The organism is Paraburkholderia sp. BR13444, assembly GCF_040948755.1.
Lineage (GTDB): Bacteria > Pseudomonadota > Gammaproteobacteria > Burkholderiales > Burkholderiaceae > Paraburkholderia > Paraburkholderia youngii.
On sequence record NZ_JBFPKM010000009.1, the window covers coordinates 355355 to 373129 of the forward strand.

Sequence of the window (17775 nt, forward strand, 5' to 3'; positions counted from 1 at the left end):
TTCAGTGGCCGACTACGCGAAACCGCGGCGCGGCCCGCCTGCGTGTCGGTTCGACGCGCCCCACATGCGCCGCGCGCGCATCCTCGCGCACGCCGGGCAACGTGCTGACCTTGCTCTTCGCCTGATAGCGACGCCGCACCAGATAAACGGGCCGTTCCTTCGACTCGTAGTAAATGCGGCCGACGTATTCGCCGATCACGCCGATGCCGATCAGCTCGATGCCGCCCATGAACAGCATCACCGAGATCGTCGACGCGTAACCGGGCACAGGATTGCCCGACCACAGCGTGCGGCCGATGACGAAGCCGCCGTAGACGAACGCGAGCGTGGCGATGGACAGTCCGATATAAGTCCAGCTGCGCAACGGCACCGTGCTGAAGCTAGTGATGCCTTCGAGCGCGAAGTTCCACAGCCGCCAGCCGGAGAACTTCGAGTGGCCGGCGCTGCGCGGCTCGCGTTCGTATTCGACGATCACGGTGCGGTAGCCGACCCACGCGAACAGGCCCTTCATGAAGCGACGGCGCTCCGGCAGGCTGCGCAGCGCGTTGACCACCTGACGATCGATCAGCCGGAAGTCGCCGACATTCTCCGGCAGCTTCACTTCGGACAGCGCATTGTGCACGCGATAGTAGAGCGCGGCCGCCGTGCGTTTGGCGAGCGTATCGCACAGGCGGTTCGTGCGTTTGGCCGCGACTACTTCGGCGCCCGCGCGCCAATGCTCGACCATCACCGGGATCAGGCTCGGCGGGTCCTGCAGATCCGCGTCGATCGGAATCACCGCATCGCCGAATGCTTCGTCGATGCCGGCGGTCAGCGCCGCTTCCTTGCCGAAGTTGCGCGTCAGGTCGATCACCCGAATGCGCCGGTCGCGGCTGCTCTGCGCGATCAGCCGATCGAGCGTCGCGTCGCTGCTGCCGTCGTTGATGCAGACGATTTCGAAGCGCGTGCCGTCCATCGATTCGAGCACCGGCACGACTGCCGCGAAGAAGCGTTCCACCGCGTCCTGCTCGTTGTAGAACGGCACGACGAGTGAGATTAGAGGCGTGGTTGTATGAGTTGGCATGACGCTTCCCCGTTTATCGAATGATTCGAGCCGCGTGCGAATAGGCGAGGGCGGCGCGCTCGTCGCATTCTTCGTCCATTACGCGCACGCGGCGCATGACGAACAGCAGCACCAGCAGCAGAACGATCGGGCCGATCTGCGGCAACTCGGCCGTGCGGTTGAAGAGTTCATAGGCCGGCAGCAGCCACGCAAGCGCAATTACGCTCTGCTCGCCGCGCAGCCAGCCTTTGTCGAGGCCGAGCGCGGTCAGGCTGGCCGTCGCGATGCCGAGCCACGCCAGTTCGTAGTGCCACACGTATGGGTTCGTCAGCAGCGTGGCGACGACGAGGCTCGCCGCGCGCAGCCGCGTGTTGCGCGTGTTTCGCCACACGTGCCATGCGGCTGCCGCGGCGATCAGCGCAACGCAGGCCTGCGCCGCAAAGGCCGCGGCGATCGGGGCGCCGCCTTCGCGCAGCACGGCGAACACGGTCGGCGACGCGAGCCAGTAGCCGCGGCATTGCTCGAGCAGCGTCTCGCGGGCAATGCCGGTGTTGACGAAGAAGAGCCGCACCGATTGCACGCCGCAGGCCAGCACGCTGATCACGCTGAACAGCGCCGCGCTGAACGCGGCGGCGGCCAGCGTGCGCCATGCGCCCGCGGCAATCAGCACGAGCGGAAACAGCACGGCCATTTGCGGCTTGATCGCGAGCACGCCGAGGCACAGCCCCGCGCGTACCGGATGCCGGCGCAGCCAATGCAGCGTCAGCGCGGCGATACCGGCGGTCAGCAGCGAGTTCTGACCGAACAGGGCCGTCACGAACACGCACGGCGAGGCGGCGACCACGAACCATGCGAAGCGCGATCCCCTGAAGCTGTCGACAAGGCCCGACACACGCAACGTGCTCGCGCTGAGCAGCGCGATGCCGCCGCCGACGAATACGAAGTACATGACGAGCCGCGGCAAGAGCGCGAGCGGCGAGATCAACACGAGGAACGTCGGCGGATAGAGCCAGGGCATCACGCTGTCGTGGCCGACGTTCGTGAAGAGCAGCCGCTGGAGCTTGTCGAACGACGCATGGTCGTAGACCTGCATCGCCGAACCGTGCAGCAGTCCATACGAGGCCGACCAGAAAATCGAAAAGTCCTCACCGGGACGCGTGAGGCGCTGGTCGGTGAAGCCGTGGCTCGCATAGGCCCACAGCCCGATGATCGCCACGTACAGCACGCACATCCCGCTGCAGTAGAAGACGATGCGCTCGTGCGTGAGCCAGCCGCGAATCTCGCTGTCGCCGCTGCGCATGCGTAGCTGTGATGCGTACATGATCCCCGCCCCCGTGTGATCCGGATCAGGTCTGTCGACCCTCCGTTCGTTCTGTTTATTGATTCCGTTTTGTATGTGTCTGCGCGTGACATCGAATCAAAACCCGTGTCTTTGCGCTGAACCGGTCAGATCATTGTTGGCGGAAATTCATGCGACTTTCAAGCTCGCGTTTTCCTGGCCGCGAGTCGTGCCCTGCCGAGTCACCCAAATACCGGGCCAAACGGTCAGCGTTGTGTGCGCCAACGCACCAAGCCGTCTCATCGATGAGACGCTTTGGACCGGCGCGCCATTCGGGAAGGCCGATTTCCCAGCGATATTCCGTTTTTACCGCCCCAGGGAAAGTCCTGGACAAAAAATGCCGAGCCTTGCCCGGCGGCGCTTTACGCGTTCCGCGAAGTGTTCGGTGGCTCATGCGAAACGTTGCGGATTCGGACATTCCGGACGCGAATCGGGCGCGAGGCGGGAGGCCAGTCGGCTCGAACCCGCGTCGTTACGCTGTTTTCGCAAAGCTGGTCCCGTCCTTGCAATGGGGAGTGCGCGGAAGTCGACGACTCGATGCTGCGGACCTGAACAGACAGCACACCATGGCGCGATAGAGAGCCAACGTCGATTGACCAGCTGGTGCTGGCCTCGAGCCGGCGCCAAGAAAAAATCACGAAAGACGGGGGATGTATGCACAACAAGTTCACGCGCCTGCGCGGCGATAACAAGCCCATGAGCCGCGCACACCGTGCGGCCATGCTGCGTCAGCGGCACACGGCCGCAATGCTGCGGCTTGCCCGGCAGCTGCCGCTTCACTTCCCCCGTTTCCTCCAGTTCGTGTCGCCCAGCGTTACGCCCATGCGGATCAAACACCGCGCGACGCTGACCGGGCGGCGAGACTAGCCCGCAGTCTTCCGCAGTTCCCAGCAGTGCCCGTAGTGCCATCGCCCACGCCAATCCTGGTAACGGGTTCCATTAGTTAGTCCTCCACAGGAGTCGAATCATGAAGAACATCATTGCTACCGCAGCCCGTTTCGTTCGTGACGAAGACGGCGTGACCGCCATCGAATATGGGTTGCTCGCCGGCCTGATCGCGCTTTTGATTATCGGCGGCGTGACCCTGCTCGGCCAGCATCTGCAGACGATTTTCAACAACCTCGCGGACTCGGTTTAAGTCATCTTGCCGACGGACGAACCTCACGATTCGTCCGTCACTCTCCAACTGAATACGGGGGCCTGTCATGAAGAACCTGATTGCGCGCGCGGTACGTTTCGCACACGACGAAGACGGCGTGACCGCCATCGAATACGGTCTGCTCGCCGGCCTGATCGCACTGCTGATCATCGGCGGTGTGACCACGCTCGGCACCAACCTCAGCGCGATCTTCAACAATCTCGCCGACTCGATCTGACGCGGCGCGATCATCCATCACGAGGTCATCATGACGCTGCCACTTCTGCCGCCACATCCTGTACCGCTGTGCGTGATCGTACTGGCGATCGTGGCAGCGAGCACGGATCTCACCGCGCGACGCATTCCGAATCGCCTGATCGTGCTCGGGCTCGCCGCCGCGCTTGCCGTGCAGATGTCGATTCACGGGCCGCTCGCCGGCGCGCTCGACTGGCTGAGCGGCGCAGCATGCGGCTTCGCTTTGCTGTTGCCGTTCTATCTGCTGCGCGGCATGGCCGCCGGCGACGTGAAGCTGCTGATGACGATCGGCGCATGGGTCGGACCCGCGCTGACCTGGCGGATCGCGCTCGCCACTTTTCTGGTCGGCGGACTCTGGTCGCTGCTGATCGTGCTGTGCCGCGGCAGATTCGCTCGCTTGCTCGCGAATCTGCGGCAACTGATCGGCGGGCTCGTCGTCGCGCCGCTCACACGACCGAGCCTGATCGATGCGCGGTCCGGATCGCTCGGGTCGATTCCCTACGGCGTTGCGATCGCGGCCGGAACCCTCGGAATGCTGTTCGCGGCCGCGCTGTAGCCGGACGTTTCCACTGAACGATGCGGGAGTGTTGCCATGAAAAACAGTCGGGCTTTAGTGATGCTGACGATCGCCGTGCTGGCGGGCCTCGCGGCCGTGAGTTTCGCGTCGCGCTGGTTGCTGCAGACCTCGTCGGCCGCGGTGACGTCGGTTGCGGTGGCGTCGTCGGACATCAGTCTCGGCCAGCCGTTGAACCAGAACCTGATTCACATGGTCAGCTGGCCGACTTCGAGCGTGCCGCCCGGTGCGTTCGCCGACGGCAAGGCGCTCGAAGGGCGTGTGCTGCTGACGAGTCTCGCGCCCGGCGAGCCGGTGCTCGAATCGAAGCTCGCGCCGCAGGGCACGAAGGGCGGCCTGTCCGCGGTGATCGGCGAAGGCCATCGAGCGATCACGGTGCGGGTGAACGACGTGGTCGGCGTCGCCGGCTTCGCGCTGCCGGGCAACTACGTCGACGTGATCGTCAACACGCAGCAGGCGAACGAGACCGACGCGTCGCAAAGCATCTCGAAGATCGTGCTCGAAAAGATCCTCGTGCTCGCGGTCGCGCAGCAGGTGAGCCGCGACGACACCGCGCCGAAAGTGGTCAACGCGGTGACGCTCGAGGTGACCCCCGAGCAGGCCGAGAAGCTCGACCTCGCACGCAGCGTCGGCACGCTGTCGCTGGTGCTGCGCAACCAGGTCGACAAGCAGACCCCGAGCACCGGCGGCGCGACCAAGCTGACCTTGCTCGACGTGCCGGTGCCGGCTTCGGCTCCGGCCGCACCCGAAGTGCATCCGGTGCGCGCGCACTATGCGGCACGTCCGGCGCCCAGGCGCGAATGCGTCGGCGTGCTGTCGGGGGTGACGGGCAGCGTCGAATGTTTCTAGCGCGGTCGCGGCGCACCGGTTTTTGACAGACGCCGCGATCTGAATCAGAAGGCAATCAAGAGACGTCTCGGTTCACCTATCGAGCGACGGGGGCAGCAACATGAAAACACAACAACGGTACTCATCCGGTGGCGGCAAGCATTGCCGCTCGCTCGGCGGCACGGTGCTCGCCGCCGCGCTATGCGCCGGGCTAACGGCGACGCACGACAGCGCGGCACAAACGATGGCCGCCGCGCAAATGCCGCCGGGCTGGGGCGTGCAGGCCGCGCCGCTGCCGGTCGGCCGGGGCGCCGTGCCGATGCTGGTCAGCAACACGCCGATGCCGACCGGCGCGACGAGCGGCCGGATGGTCGCCCCCGCGCAGCTGACCGGGCCGAACTGCACCGGCGAGATTCGCGACGAGTCGAGCGTGTCGGTGGCGGTCGGCAAGTCGATCCTGGTTCCGCTCGTCGAGCCCGCGCGCAATCGCACGCTCGGCAATCCGGTCGTCGCGCAGGCGACGCTCGTGTCGCAGCGCACGCTGTACGTGGTCGGCATGAGCGTCGGCACCACGAACATGATCGTGCAGGGCCGCAGCGGCGCATGTCAGATCATCGACGTGAGCGTCGGCGTCGATGCCGATGGGCTGCAACGCACACTCGCGCAACTGCTGCCGAACGAGCGTGGCATCCGCGTGTCGAGCGCGGCCGGCAACCTCGTGCTCGCGGGCCGCGTATCGAGCGGGCAGGCCGCGCAGCAGGCGATGAGCATCGCCGGCGCTTACGCGGGTGCGCAACCCACTCAGCAAGACCAGTCGAGCACCGCGAGCTTTGGTAACGGTGGCTCGATCTCGCAGCAGAGTTCTAGCGTTAGCAAGGGCTCCGAAGTCATCAACATGATGTCGGTCGATTCGCCGCAACAGGTGATGCTCGAAGTGAAGGTCGCCGAGGTGTCGAAGACGCTGCTCAATCAGTTGGGCGCGGCGGTCAACATCCAGGGCGGCTTCGGTTCGTGGACCGGCGCGCTGGTGAGCAGCCTGCTCGCCGGTGTCAGCAGCGGTGTCGCGGTGAGCAAGGCGAACAACAGGCCCTTCAACATCGCCGTCGACGCACAGAAGAGCGACAGCCTCGGCAAGATTCTCGCGGAGCCGAACCTCGTCACGCTGAGCGGCCAGGAGGCGTCGTTCCTTGCCGGCGGCCGGGTCTTCATTCCAGTGCCGCAAAGCAACGGCACGGGCGGCTCGACGATCACGCTGCAGGAAGAAGAGTTCGGCGTCGGCCTCAAGTTCACGCCGACCGTGCTGGCCGGCAGCCGCGTGAATCTGAAGGTCGCGCCGGAAGTGTCGGAACTGTCGCCGACCGGCGTCACCGTAACGGCGAGCGGCACGAGCAACACGTCGATCCTGCCGCTGATCACGACACGGCGCGCGTCGACGACGGTGCAGATGAACGACGGCGAGAGCTTCGCGATCGGCGGGCTGATTCAGAACAACATCACCGGCGCGTTGAAGGCGCTGCCCGGCATCGGCGAAGTGCCGGTGCTCGGCGCGCTGTTTCGCAGCACGTCGTTCCAGCAGGATCGCACTGAGCTGATCTTCATCGTCACGGTGCATCTGGTGAAGCCGCTGCCGCCGGGCGACTACCCGCTGCCGACCGATAGCTTCACCGGCGTGTCGGACGGCACGGTCTACGCAACCGGCAACATGGAAGGCCGCCGGCCCGCCGCGCAGCCGAACGCGCCGCAGATGCCCGCGCAACCGCAACCGCAACCCGCGGCGCCCGCACCGGTTCCGACGCCTGCACCGACGCCGGCACCGACCGAAGGCTCGGCCGCACCCGCCGCGCTGCTGCCGCGCGACACCCAGGCGGACCGGCCAGCACCGTCGGCGGCGATGCCGCCGGCCGGTAAGACGGCAACCACGACAGCGTCGGCAGCAACGCTAGCTCTAGCGCAAACCAGCGCCGAACCCGCGCTCGCCAAAGCCGACGCCGCGAGCCCAGGCAACCCGACGCTCAAGGCCACCCAGCCCAACCCGTAACGCGCCGCGAAGGAGACTCTCATGAAACTCGAACATCTTCTGATTACGCGCCGCGCAGCGTTGCTGCTGACGGTGTGCGCCACGCTGGGCGGTTCGTTGAGCGGCTGCATGTCGAGCTCGCCGATCTGGGACGCGCACGTCGGCGACGCCGTGCGCACCGTAAAGCAGATGCAGATCATCGATCCGCATGCGGGCGAGCACACGCCGTCGACACCAGGGGTCGACGGCAAGGCCGCGGTCGCCGCGCAGCAGCAGTACGACAAGTCGTTCCAGACGCCGGCCACGACGTTCAATCCGTTCGTGATCGGGATCGGCAGCAGCGGCGGCAGTCAGTGATGGCGGACGCGGGGGAACATCATGATCAACATCCTGGCTCTCTCTGAAGACGGCGCACGGCTCGCTCAGATCGCGCATCTGAGCGGCGAAGCCGGCGACTACCGGATCACGCGCGCGATGGGCACGCCGTCGCTGCTCGGCGAGCGCGGCGACACGCTCGATGCGTTCGACGTGCTGATCGTCGACGCCGCGTCGCTGAAGGATGCGGAGCTCGCGGTGGTGGAGCGGCTGCATCGCGAGCACGGGCGGCTCACCTGCATCCTGCTGATTCCCGACGCGTCGCCGCAGACGCTGATCGCCGCGATGCGCGCGGGCTTTCGCGACGTGCTGAATTGGCCGCTCGATTCGCGCCAGTTCAGCGACGCGTTGCAGCGCGCGCAGGCGCAGAGCCTGCAAGGCGGCACGCGCGACACGCGGATTCTGTCGTTCGTGTCGTGCAAGGGCGGCGCGGGCACCAGCTTCATCGCCACGAACGTCGCACATGCGATCGCGAGTCTGCCGCAGAAAAAGCGCGTGCTGCTGATCGATCTGAACCAGCAGTTCGCCGATGCCGCGTTCCTGGTCTCCGACCAGACGCCGCCGTCGACGTTGCCGCAAATCTGCGCGCAGATCGAGCGCATGGATGCGGCGTTCTTCGACACGAGCGTCGTGCATGTGAGCGACAGCTTCCATATCCTCGCCGGCGCGGGCGACCCGGTGAAGGCGGCCGAGGTCAAGGAAGACCGTCTCGAGTGGCTGCTCGGCGTCGCCGCGCCGCATTATGACTTCGTGCTGTTCGATCTCGGCCAGACGCTGAACCGGCTGTCGATGCTCGCGCTGGATCGCAGCGACCAGATTCATCTCGTGCTGCAGGCGAGCATGCCGCACGTGCGCGCCGGCCGCCGGCTGCAGGAGATTCTGTGCTCGCTCGGCTACGCGCAGGAACAGATGCGGCTGATCCTGAACCGCTATACGCGGCACGGCGAGCGGCCGCGCGGGGCGCTCGAATCCGTGCTCGGCATGAGCGCGTATCAGGTGATCCCCGAGGATGCCGAAACGGTGACCGACGCGATGAACCAGGGACTGCCGGTGTCGAAGACCGCGCGCGGCAGCGGGGTTGCGCGCAGCCTGCAGACGCTCGCCGAAAACATCGCGGCACGCGCGACCAAACCGGGGCGCTCGCGCGCGAAGGGTGAGTCGCTGTTCGGGCGGCTGCTCGGGCGTCCGCCGGCGCCGAAACTCGAAACGCTTTAAGCGTGCTCGAACGTCACACGGTCAGAACAGGGGAACGTCATGTCGCTTCGTGAGCAGATTTCCGCGCAACGCGTGCAGCCGCTGGGCGAACGCCAGGACCCGGCGGCCGCCGGCATGTTGCGCGGCGCATACCAGAAACTGAAGCGCGAGATTCATCAGGCGGTGCTCGAACGCGTCGAGCTCGAACGGCTGTCGAGGTTGCCGTCCGAGCAGGTCCGCCAGGAGATCGCGACGCTGATCGGCCGCATTCTCGAAGACCAGAAGGCGCCCGCCAACGATCTCGAACGCCGGCAACTCGTCGGCGACGTGCACGACGAAATGTTCGGCTTCGGTCCGCTCGAAGTGCTGCTGCGCGACCCGACCGTGTCCGACATCCTGGTGAACACGCATCGTCATACCTACGTCGAGCGCCGTGGCCGGCTGGAGGCGACCGAGGTGACCTTCTACGACGACGCGCATCTGATGAAGGTCATCGAGAAGATCGTCTCCGGCGTCGGCCGCCATATCGACGAATCGAGCCCGATGGTCGACGCGCGCCTGCCGGACGGCTCGCGCGTGAACGCAATCATCCGGCCCTGCGCGATCGACGGTCCGTTGCTGTCGATTCGCCGTTTCGCCGCGAATCCGTTGCAGGTTGCCGACCTGATCGAATTGCAGAGCCTGACGCCGCCGATGGCTGAAGTGCTCGACGCGCTGGCGCGCGCGAAGGTGAACATCCTCGTGTCGGGCGGCACGGGCAGCGGCAAGACCACTCTGCTGAACGTGCTGTCGGGATTCATTCCGGGCGACGAGCGCATCGTCACGATCGAGGACGCGGCCGAGCTGCAGCTGCGCCAGCAGCACGTGCTGCGGCTGGAGACGCGTTCGCCGAACATCGAGGGACGCGGCGAGATAACGCAGCGCACGCTGGTGCGCAACGCGCTGCGGATGCGCCCCGACCGCATCATTCTCGGCGAGGTGCGCGGCGCCGAAGCGCTCGACATGCTGAACGCGATGAACACCGGCCACGAAGGCTCGCTGTCGACGATCCACGCGAACACACCGCGCGATGCGCTGACGCGCCTCGAAAACATGATGACGCTCGGCGGCCTGTCGCTGCCGACACGCACGATGCGCCAGCAGATTTCGTCGGCGATTTCGGTGGTCGTGCAAGCCACGCGTCTGACCGACGGCCGCCGCAAGATCGTCAGCATTTCGGAGCTGACCGGCATGGAGGGCGACATGATCAACATGCAGGAGATCTTCGTGTTCCGCCGCTCCGGCGTCGATACGAAGGGCAACGTGCGCGGCCATTTCTGCGCGACCGGCGTGCGGCCGAAATTCGCCGAGCGCTTGCAGGCATTCGGCGTGGCGCCGTCGGAGCAGATCTACGATCCGGCGCGGCGCTTCGAAACGACATGACGTGCACGGGCAACGCGCACAGGCCGCTTGCCCGGTGTTTCAGGAGACTTGCATGAGCCCGATTTTTTACGCGTCGATCGTTCTGCTGTTCGCGGCCGTGGTGCTCGCGACGGGTGGCGTCTACGAGTATTGGAACAGCCGGCACGGCCCGGTCGCGCGCCGCGTCGATTCGCGGATTCGCGCGGTATCGGCCGGCGGCCCGATGAGCCGGCAGCGTCTGTCGATTCTGAAGACACGCACGATGGCCGAGTCGGCGGTGCTCGCGCGGCTGCTGCTGCGTATTCCGCGCGTGCATGCGCTCGATCTGTTTCTGCAGCAGTCGGGACTGTCGTGGTCGGTCGGCCGATTCTTCGGCACCTGCGCGGTGTTGCCGCCTTTCGTGCTGATCGTGGGTGCGAGCCTCAGGGTGCCGTGGGTCTTCACGGCCGGCGCCGCCGCTCTATGCGCGTTGCTGCCGATCGTCTACGTGCAGCGGCGCCGCCACCGGCGCATTCGTCAGCTCGAACGGCAACTGCCGGACGTTTGCGACATGCTCTCGCGAGCATTGCGCTCGGGCCATGCGTTCACCGGCGCGATCGATATGGTCGGCGCCGAGTTCACCGAGCCGATGAGCGGCGAGTTCCGCATCGTGTTCGATGAGATCAACTACGGCGTGTCGATCAGCGAGGCGCTGACGAATCTCGCGACCCGTGTGCCGATTCGCGATCTGCGCTACTTCGTGATCGCCGTCGTGATCCAGCGCGAGACCGGCGGCAATCTCGCCGAAGTGCTCGACGGCATCACCGCGCTGATCCGCGACCGCTTCAAGTTGTTCGACAAGGTTCGCGTGCTCTCCGCCGAAGGCAGGATGTCCGCGTGGGTGCTCGGTCTGCTGCCGTTCGGCGTCGGCGGCGCGATGATGGCGATCAACCCCGGGTTCCTCAACGTGCTGTGGTGGGACCCGGCGGGCGTCAGGATGATCGCGGTGGCGAGCGTCGCCATGCTGTTCGGGATTCTGTGGATGCGGCACATCGTGAAGATTCGCGTTTGAGCGGGCTCGAGGTCATCGGAGAAGGACCATGCAAACACTGAACATCACGCAGATTCTGTTGCTCGCCGGCGTATTCGCGATCGTTTTCGCGGCCGTGTTCGGCGCGATGCATCTGAGCACGCCGCGCGACATGAGCCGCCGCATCGAGCAGGCGGGCGGTGCGAATGCCGTGCCGGCGCCGGAGCAACTCGACGCCGCCGCGCAGACGCCGTGGTACGAAAAGCTCGTCGAGATCTCGCAGCCGATCTCGAAGCTGTCGGTGCCGAAGGACGGCTGGGAGCAATCCGCGCTGCGCGTGCAGTTGATGAACGCCGGCTGGCGCTCAGCCAACGCCGTGCCGATCTATCTGGCCGCGAAGACCGCGCTCGCGCTGACGTTGCCGCTGCTGGCGATGCTCGCGCTGTACGGCTCGTCATTCGCGAGCTCGCTGCTCGAACGCGCGATCGTGCTCGTCGTGCTGGCCGCGCTCGGCTACTACCTGCCGAACGCCGTGCTGTCGCGCCGCACCGCAGCGCGCCAGCGCAGCATCGTCGAGGACTTTCCCGATGCGCTCGACCTGCTGACCGTGTGTGTGGAAGCGGGGCTGGGCCTCGATGCGTCGCTGATGAAAGTCGGCGAGGAAATCCGCCTGCGCAGCGCGGTGGTCGCGAGCGAGCTCGAACTGATGCTGCTCGAAATGCGCTCGGGTTTCTCGAAGGAAAAGGCACTGCGCAATTTTTCGCTGCGCACCGGTGTGGAAGACATCGACTCGTTCAGTGCAATGCTGATTCAGGCCGAGCGTTTCGGCACCAGCATCGGCGCGTCGTTGCGCGTGCTCTCCGATACGCTGCGCACGCGCCGCCGGATGCGCGCCGAGGAGCGGGCCGCCAAGATTGCGCTGAAGCTGCTGTTTCCGCTGATGTTCTGCATTTTTCCGGCGCTGCTGGTCGTGCTGATGGGGCCCGCGATGATTCATATCTATCGCGATCTGCTGCCGAGCATGGCGGGCGGCGCATGACCAGAGCCCGCTATGAATTGTCGCGCGTCTCGGCCGCGCGTCTGCCCTGGAAGACCGGGAGCCGCCAGCCGTAGCGCAGCGACGCGAGCCGCACCAACATGCAAGCCAACGTCGCGAACCACGGCGTCCACCAGTCCGTCCAGCCCGCATACGAAAAGCCGACCTGCACCGCCGCGCCGAACAGCGCGGCAGACGCATAGATCTCGCGCTCGAGAATCGCGGGCACGCGCGAGAGCACGACGTCGCGCATCACGCCGCCGCCCACCGCGCTGACGACGCCGAGCAGAATCGCGAGTTCGGCATTGTGGCCATACGTGAGCGCTTTCTGCGCGCCCGACACCGCGAATAGACCGAGCCCGATCGCATCGAAGAACAGCACCGGCTGACGCAGCCGGCGCACCTGCGGATACGCGAGAATCGTCACCGCGGACGCGGCGAGCGCGGTGGCCAGATAGCGCCAGTTCGACAGCCCCGCCGGTGGGATCGCGCCGATGCACACGTCGCGCACGATGCCGCCGCCGCATGCGACCATGAAGGCGATCACGACGATGCCGAACAGGTCGAGCCGTCGTTGACGTGCGGCGACCGCGCCGCTGATCGCGAATACGAAGGTGCCGATCAGATCGAGAATGGTGTAGACGGCGTGTGAATTCACTGAGTGGTTTCGTGTTGGGCGAGCGCAGGGAGGGCGCTGCGAAATGCGGACCGTCGGTCAGGAGCTCGCGGGCGGCGCGCTTGCGGACTCGCTTTCGAGCAGGCTACGCGAAAGCTTGCTAAGCAGACGTTCGAGCGTTTTACGTTCGTTCGCGCTCAGCGCCTTCGCGAGCTCGACTTCAAGCTCGGTGCCTACCGTTTCGGACGCTTGCGCAACTTCGAGGCCGTGATGGGTGGCGCGTAACGCGATGCTTCGACGGTCCGATGCATGCACGTTGCGCGTGATCAGGCCGCGTGATTCAAGCTCGGCGAGAACTTTGGAAAGCAGCGTTTTTTCGATCAACGCGCGCTGCGAAACGGCCTTGGGCGTGATGTCGGGCTCCGCGCATACGAGGCGCAGCACGCGCAGCGCGCGCACGTCGAGATCCCAGCGCTCGCGGTAGACCAGGTTCGCGCGGTTGATCAGCAACGCGCTGGCCAGATCGAGCCTGAAAGTCAGGAAGTCCGAGTACAAGAATTTGCTCCACTGTCGACCGTTATCCGTCGTGCAGGCATTATAGGCAAGTAGTTGAAACTTTCAAATACTTGCGCCGCGTGGACTGCGTGTGCGTCAAAGCTGTTTGAAATAGAAGGTGGTGGCGCACAACGCGCCGTCGGGCATCAGCGCGTAGTTCGGCACGCTGCCGACGCGTTGCCAGCCGGCGCGCTGATAGAGTCGCTCGGCATCGCCGCCGGTTACGGTGTCGAGCACGAGGACCGATTTTTTCTCTTCCCGCGCAAGGCGATCGAGTTCGCTCATCAGAGCGTGCGCGACGCCGTGCCGGCGTGCTCTTCTGTGTACGAGCATCTTCGCGACGTCGGCTCGATGCGGCTGATTTTCGGGTTGCGCGATGATCAACTGCACGGTGCCGACGATGCTGCCGTCTCGATCTTCGGCGATCAGCAATGCGCGTTCACCGCGTGCGACGCTTTGGGCGACGTTGCGCCAGAACGCGAGGGCTGTGTTGCGCGAAATCGGCAGCATGAAGCTGACCGATGCTCCGCCTTCCACGCAGTCGATCAGCACGTCGGCGAGCGCTTCGACGCAGGCCGCCGCTTCGTTCGCGCCGACGCGCCGAATGGTCACGTTATCGCTCATCCGCTTCTCCGTTCATTGATGGGCGACGTGCTCAGCGCGACCAGATAGCGCGCGCGTTTGCGAGTGGGGTTGCGAAACGCGATAGGGCTGTCGAGCCGCATCGCCAGGCAGTCGCCTGACTTGAGCCGCCAACTGGTGTCGCCGACCGTGATTTCCATCGACCCGTCGAGCATCCATACCTGTTGATGAATGTCCGCGTCGCGCGTGCCGGTTTCGTAGCTGACGCGCTGACCGGCAGGAAAGTCGACTTCGACCAACTGGATCGCCGAGCGCGCGGTAGGCGACAGATGACGCCGCACATAACCGGAACCCGGATCGGTCCACACCGCCTGTTCGGACGCGCGACTGACCGGCGACGGCTCGGCCACCGCTGCGCCATCCTGCTCGAACAGCGATGCGAGCGGCACGTTCAACGCGGTGGCAAGTTTATCGAGCACGGTCGCGGTGGGGCTGCTTTGCCCGCGCTCGATGAGCGAGATATTCGAGCGGCTGACCTTGCTGCGCTCGGCCAGTGCGTCGAGCGACCAGTTCTGAGCGTCCCGTAGCGCTTTGACTCGACGAGCGATCAGGGCGTTGATGTCCATGCTATCCAGTTTAAGAGATTATTTGTCTAGTAAACTAGAGATGGTTTTTTTGTTGTCAATAGTGGGCGGCGCGTGCTCGCTCGCAATCGCCCGCATTGCAACGCTCGCGGTCTTTGAGCTCGCGTCTCAAGTCAGCGAGCTGTGCCGCTATGCAGGCGAATTCGGCGTGCCTGCGGTATTCGACGCCATCCTGTTTGCCGGAGCATCGACGGGCAATGCAGCGAGTTGTTCACGCAGGGCGCCCGCCATGCTGTCGAACGCGATCCGCTCAGTGGTCGTGAGCGGCGAAGCGCCAGTCCGGCCTGTCAAAGTGAGCGGATCGATCGGCTGATCGTACTCACGCACTTCAAAATGCAGATGGTTGCCCGTAGCCGTACCGGTGCTGCCCACCGCGCCGAGCGGTTGTCCTTCGGCGACCGGTTTGCCGACACGCAAATCGCGGGAAAAGGCGGACAGGTGTGCGTAGTGCGTCGTGAAACCTCGCGGATGACTGAGTACGACGATGTTGCCGTATCCGGGTCTGAAGCCGATGAACCGCACGGTTCCTGCGGCGGCCGCGACGACGCGTGTCCCCTTCGGTGCGGCAAAGTCCACACCTGTATGCATCTGGTGTTTGCCCTTGACCGGATGGGTTCGGTAACCGAATGGCGAACTGAGCCGCACGTAGTTGAGGGGTATGGAGAACGGCTTCGCGGCGAGTCCACGCCCGTCGAATGAATAGTAGTCTCCATCGGTGCGCCCCGGTGCGACAAACCAAACGGCCTGGTAGACCTCACCGCCCGAGCGGAGCTCGACCGCCCTGAGACGCTTTCGCTGTGCGTTCGTATCGTCGCTTTCGTAGAGAACACGATAAGTGTCGCCCTTGTGCGCGGGCGCCGCGAGGTTGAGTCGAGGAGCGAAAATATGCGCGATCTGCTCCTGTATCTCCGCCGGCACGCTGGCCCGCGCCAGCGTGTCGCGCAACGTTGCTTCGATCTTCCCTGCGTAAAAACCGCTGTCGAGATCCGACATGACAAGCGGTGCAGCGTGGGATAGCTGACCATTGCTGGTTTTGCTGCCAGAGTCATTGACAGCCGGCGCCGTAACTTCCAAGGCTCGGGACAATTGGCGTGCAGTTGAGCCGTGCCCGCGACTGACGATCTCCGCTTCCGTGACCTCATTCGACGTTCCCAGCATCGCAACCATGCCAAACAGAAACACGGCGGCCGCCGGAGATTTAAATCCGCAATAGACCGAATGAACCACATTCTCGGAAATAACCTGAGCGCGAGAGCAGGCGTGACGTAAATGGCGTAAGCGCATTTTTTCAAAACCTCGCAGTCGAAATAAAAGGGCTGCAGGCATGAAGCGACGTCGCTTGAAACGCCACGGAAACCCAATAAATCGAACAAGGGATTCTCTTTCTCGCTACACAACCCGGTATAAGGAGCTTTCAGTCTATGGGGCGCGGCAGGCTATCAATATCGGGAGAATCCGAATTTTGAGATAGGCTCCGCCAGTACCGTCAACCGCATGAGCGTCGTCCCGCCATTGTTTCATGCAGGGCGAACCCAGTGCTTTCGCGGATGGCGTTCCCGCTCGCGCTGTCGGGCGATCCGGCGTTTCTTCAGGGCGGCGGACATGCAGGCTTGTTTAAGCCTGCGTGTCTATCGCAGGTTATCAAAAAGCACCAGTTACCGGTTTTCGCCAAAATCGCGGTTTTCTCTTAAAACCTCTTATGCGCAGCCGCCAAGCGATTTTTAGGGTGCTTGGTATTAAATTGATTTTTCAAATTGATCTAATAGCTGAACTCGATCGACGATTCGGATCGGTCCTATTTTTATCCTATCCCAAAAATCTAAGATGAAATCAGTTTCAAAGATTCGAAGGCAACGGGAATTCTGTGTGTTCTGTATTTAATGGTAACGATTTAATTGTATCTGGTTAATTTCCGTGATTTTCGGGTGGCGATTCGCCGCAAATCTATTTTCATTACCTTGATAGGGATAGGATCATGAACAAGTCGTATATCAGCGTCTGGAACGAAGCCCTGGGTTCGTGGGTAGCTGCGTGTGAAAACTCGAAGACTCGTGGCAAGCGCGGCAAGTCGAAAGCAGTCAGTCTGATGGGTGCAGCGTTGCTGGCGACGAGCGCAATTGCGCCTCTCGCGCATGCGCAGTACGCGGCGGGTAGCGGCTTTGCGGAGGGCCCGTCCTCCGTGGCAATCGGTGCGGATTCCGGCAATGCTGCATTCGCTTTTGGCGATAGCTCTACTGCGGTCGGCTCGAACGCGGCCGCGACGGGTGTGGGCAGCGCGGCCTTCGGTAACGACACTTCGGCGGTCGGCACGGGTTCGTTCGCCGCTGGTGGCGGCAGCCACGACGGCTCGACCCCTGGTGCAATCGCAATGGCGGACTGGTCGGTCGCGCTGGGCCGGTCGACTGTCATGTACGGTGCGACCGCTGGCATTGCGATCGGTCTGAACAATACCGCCTCCGCTGCTGGTGCGGTGGTGATGGGTTCGAACTCGATCGCTTCGGGTTCCGACTCGATCGCCTTCGGTACCGGTACGAGTGCGACCGCGGCAAACTCCGTGGCGCTGGGCTCGGGTTCGATCGCCGACCGCGAAAATACGGTGTCGGTTGGCAGTGCGATGGCCATGCGCCAGATCACGAATGTTGCGGCCGGCACGCAAGACTCGGACGCGGTCGTCGTGTCGCAGCTCAAAGGCGTGACGAGCGCGCTCGGCGGCGGTGCTGCGGTCGATGCCGACGGTTCCGTCAAGGCGCCTGCGTACAGCGTGGGCGGTACGACGGTCGACAACGTGGGTGACGCGTTCGCCAACGTCGATGCCCGTACCACGCAGAACACGGCCAACATTCAGAACATTGCCGGTGACGTTATGAACATCACGAACGGGCTGGACAACGGCACGATCGGTCTGGTGCAGCAGGATGCAACCACCCGCGACATCGCGGTGGCGAAAGATGCTGACGGTTCGGTGATCAACGTGGCAGGCACCGCGGGCAACCGTACGGTGACGGGGGTGGCTGCGGGCGCAGTGCGGGCAACGAGCGTGGATGCGGTCAACGGTGGCCAGTTGTACGGCACGGCGTCGAGCACGGCCCGGGCGCTGGGCGGTGGTTCGATCGTGCTTGCGGATGGCTCGATCAGCGCGCCGAAGTTCAGCGTGGGTGGCACGACGGTGT

19 protein-coding genes are annotated in these 17775 nt (G+C 64.4%); 12 read left to right on the plus strand and 7 right to left on the minus strand.

What is annotated here, in order from left to right; translation table 11 throughout:
- Window position 1 precedes the first annotated feature (1 nt).
- Together AB3X95_RS25670 and AB3X95_RS25675 are read right to left on the minus strand one after the other, a co-directional pair.
- On the minus strand, window positions 2-1063 hold the full coding sequence (locus AB3X95_RS25670) for a glycosyltransferase family 2 protein (protein WP_176121066.1): 1062 nt from the start codon (window positions 1061-1063) through the stop codon (window positions 2-4).
- A gap of 13 nt (window positions 1064-1076) precedes the next feature.
- The gene (locus AB3X95_RS25675) at window positions 1077-2363 is read right to left on the minus strand and encodes a glycosyltransferase family 87 protein (protein ID WP_368622880.1); all 1287 of its coding nucleotides are present in this window, start codon (window positions 2361-2363) and stop codon (window positions 1077-1079) included.
- 672 nt (window positions 2364-3035) lie between these two features.
- On the opposite strand from AB3X95_RS25675, the gene AB3X95_RS25680 reads away from it, so the two are divergent.
- The 11 genes from AB3X95_RS25680 (at window position 3036) to AB3X95_RS25730 (ending at window position 12211) form a co-directional block, all read left to right on the plus strand.
- Window positions 3036-3248, plus strand: a complete 213-nt coding sequence (locus AB3X95_RS25680) for a hypothetical protein (protein WP_184225284.1) — start codon at window positions 3036-3038, stop codon at window positions 3246-3248.
- A gap of 100 nt (window positions 3249-3348) precedes the next feature.
- A complete protein-coding gene (locus AB3X95_RS25685; protein ID WP_013092552.1) occupies window positions 3349-3519 on the plus strand; it encodes a Flp family type IVb pilin in 171 nt (56 codons plus the stop codon).
- A gap of 67 nt (window positions 3520-3586) precedes the next feature.
- Entirely contained in the window at window positions 3587-3757 is a 171-nt protein-coding gene (locus AB3X95_RS25690) for a Flp family type IVb pilin (protein WP_176121070.1), read from the plus strand.
- Window positions 3758-3787: 30 nt separating this feature from the next.
- Complete coding sequence (locus AB3X95_RS25695; RefSeq protein ID WP_368622881.1) at window positions 3788-4330, plus strand: prepilin peptidase; 543 nt, start codon at window positions 3788-3790, stop codon at window positions 4328-4330.
- Window positions 4331-4366: 36 nt separating this feature from the next.
- Window positions 4367-5197, plus strand: a complete 831-nt coding sequence (cpaB, locus tag AB3X95_RS25700) for a Flp pilus assembly protein CpaB (RefSeq protein WP_368622882.1) — start codon at window positions 4367-4369, stop codon at window positions 5195-5197.
- Window positions 5198-5297: 100 nt separating this feature from the next.
- Window positions 5298-7214, plus strand: coding sequence for a type II and III secretion system protein family protein (locus tag AB3X95_RS25705; RefSeq protein WP_368622883.1), 1917 nt, complete (start codon window positions 5298-5300; stop codon window positions 7212-7214).
- 21 nt (window positions 7215-7235) lie between these two features.
- Complete coding sequence (locus tag AB3X95_RS25710) at window positions 7236-7550, plus strand: hypothetical protein (RefSeq protein WP_368622884.1); 315 nt, start codon at window positions 7236-7238, stop codon at window positions 7548-7550.
- Between the two features lie 21 nt (window positions 7551-7571).
- Window positions 7572-8783 (plus strand): CpaE family protein, encoded by a 1212-nt coding sequence (locus AB3X95_RS25715; RefSeq protein ID WP_368622885.1) that lies wholly within the window; start codon window positions 7572-7574, stop codon window positions 8781-8783.
- Between the two features lie 39 nt (window positions 8784-8822).
- Window positions 8823-10184 (plus strand): CpaF family protein, encoded by a 1362-nt coding sequence (locus tag AB3X95_RS25720; RefSeq protein ID WP_368622886.1) that lies wholly within the window; start codon window positions 8823-8825, stop codon window positions 10182-10184.
- 52 nt (window positions 10185-10236) lie between these two features.
- Window positions 10237-11214, plus strand: a complete 978-nt coding sequence (locus tag AB3X95_RS25725; protein ID WP_368622887.1) for a type II secretion system F family protein — start codon at window positions 10237-10239, stop codon at window positions 11212-11214.
- 28 nt (window positions 11215-11242) lie between these two features.
- A complete protein-coding gene (locus tag AB3X95_RS25730; protein WP_368622888.1) occupies window positions 11243-12211 on the plus strand; it encodes a type II secretion system F family protein in 969 nt (322 codons plus the stop codon).
- A 10-nt stretch (window positions 12212-12221) separates the two neighbouring features.
- Here the strand turns inward: AB3X95_RS25730 and AB3X95_RS25735 are convergent, their stop codons facing one another.
- From AB3X95_RS25735 to AB3X95_RS25755, 5 genes are all read right to left on the minus strand, one after another.
- On the minus strand, window positions 12222-12866 hold the full coding sequence (locus AB3X95_RS25735; RefSeq protein ID WP_176121079.1) for a trimeric intracellular cation channel family protein: 645 nt from the start codon (window positions 12864-12866) through the stop codon (window positions 12222-12224).
- A gap of 57 nt (window positions 12867-12923) precedes the next feature.
- Window positions 12924-13379, minus strand: a complete 456-nt coding sequence (locus AB3X95_RS25740) for a MarR family winged helix-turn-helix transcriptional regulator (RefSeq protein ID WP_368622889.1) — start codon at window positions 13377-13379, stop codon at window positions 12924-12926.
- Window positions 13380-13475: 96 nt separating this feature from the next.
- Window positions 13476-14003, minus strand: coding sequence for a GNAT family N-acetyltransferase (locus AB3X95_RS25745; RefSeq protein WP_184225277.1), 528 nt, complete (start codon window positions 14001-14003; stop codon window positions 13476-13478).
- A complete protein-coding gene (locus AB3X95_RS25750; RefSeq protein ID WP_368622890.1) occupies window positions 14000-14587 on the minus strand; it encodes a helix-turn-helix domain-containing protein in 588 nt (195 codons plus the stop codon). The genes AB3X95_RS25745 and AB3X95_RS25750 overlap by 4 nt, the downstream gene beginning before the upstream one ends.
- 147 nt (window positions 14588-14734) lie before the next feature.
- Window positions 14735-15931: a M23 family metallopeptidase gene (locus AB3X95_RS25755; protein ID WP_368622891.1), complete on the minus strand. Its 1197-nt coding sequence runs from the start codon at window positions 15929-15931 to the stop codon at window positions 14735-14737.
- 649 nt (window positions 15932-16580) lie between these two features.
- On the opposite strand from AB3X95_RS25755, the gene AB3X95_RS25760 reads away from it, so the two are divergent.
- Window positions 16581-17775, plus strand: a 1195-nt coding sequence (locus AB3X95_RS25760; protein ID WP_368622892.1) for an ESPR-type extended signal peptide-containing protein, incomplete at its 3' end; no start/stop codon positions are given.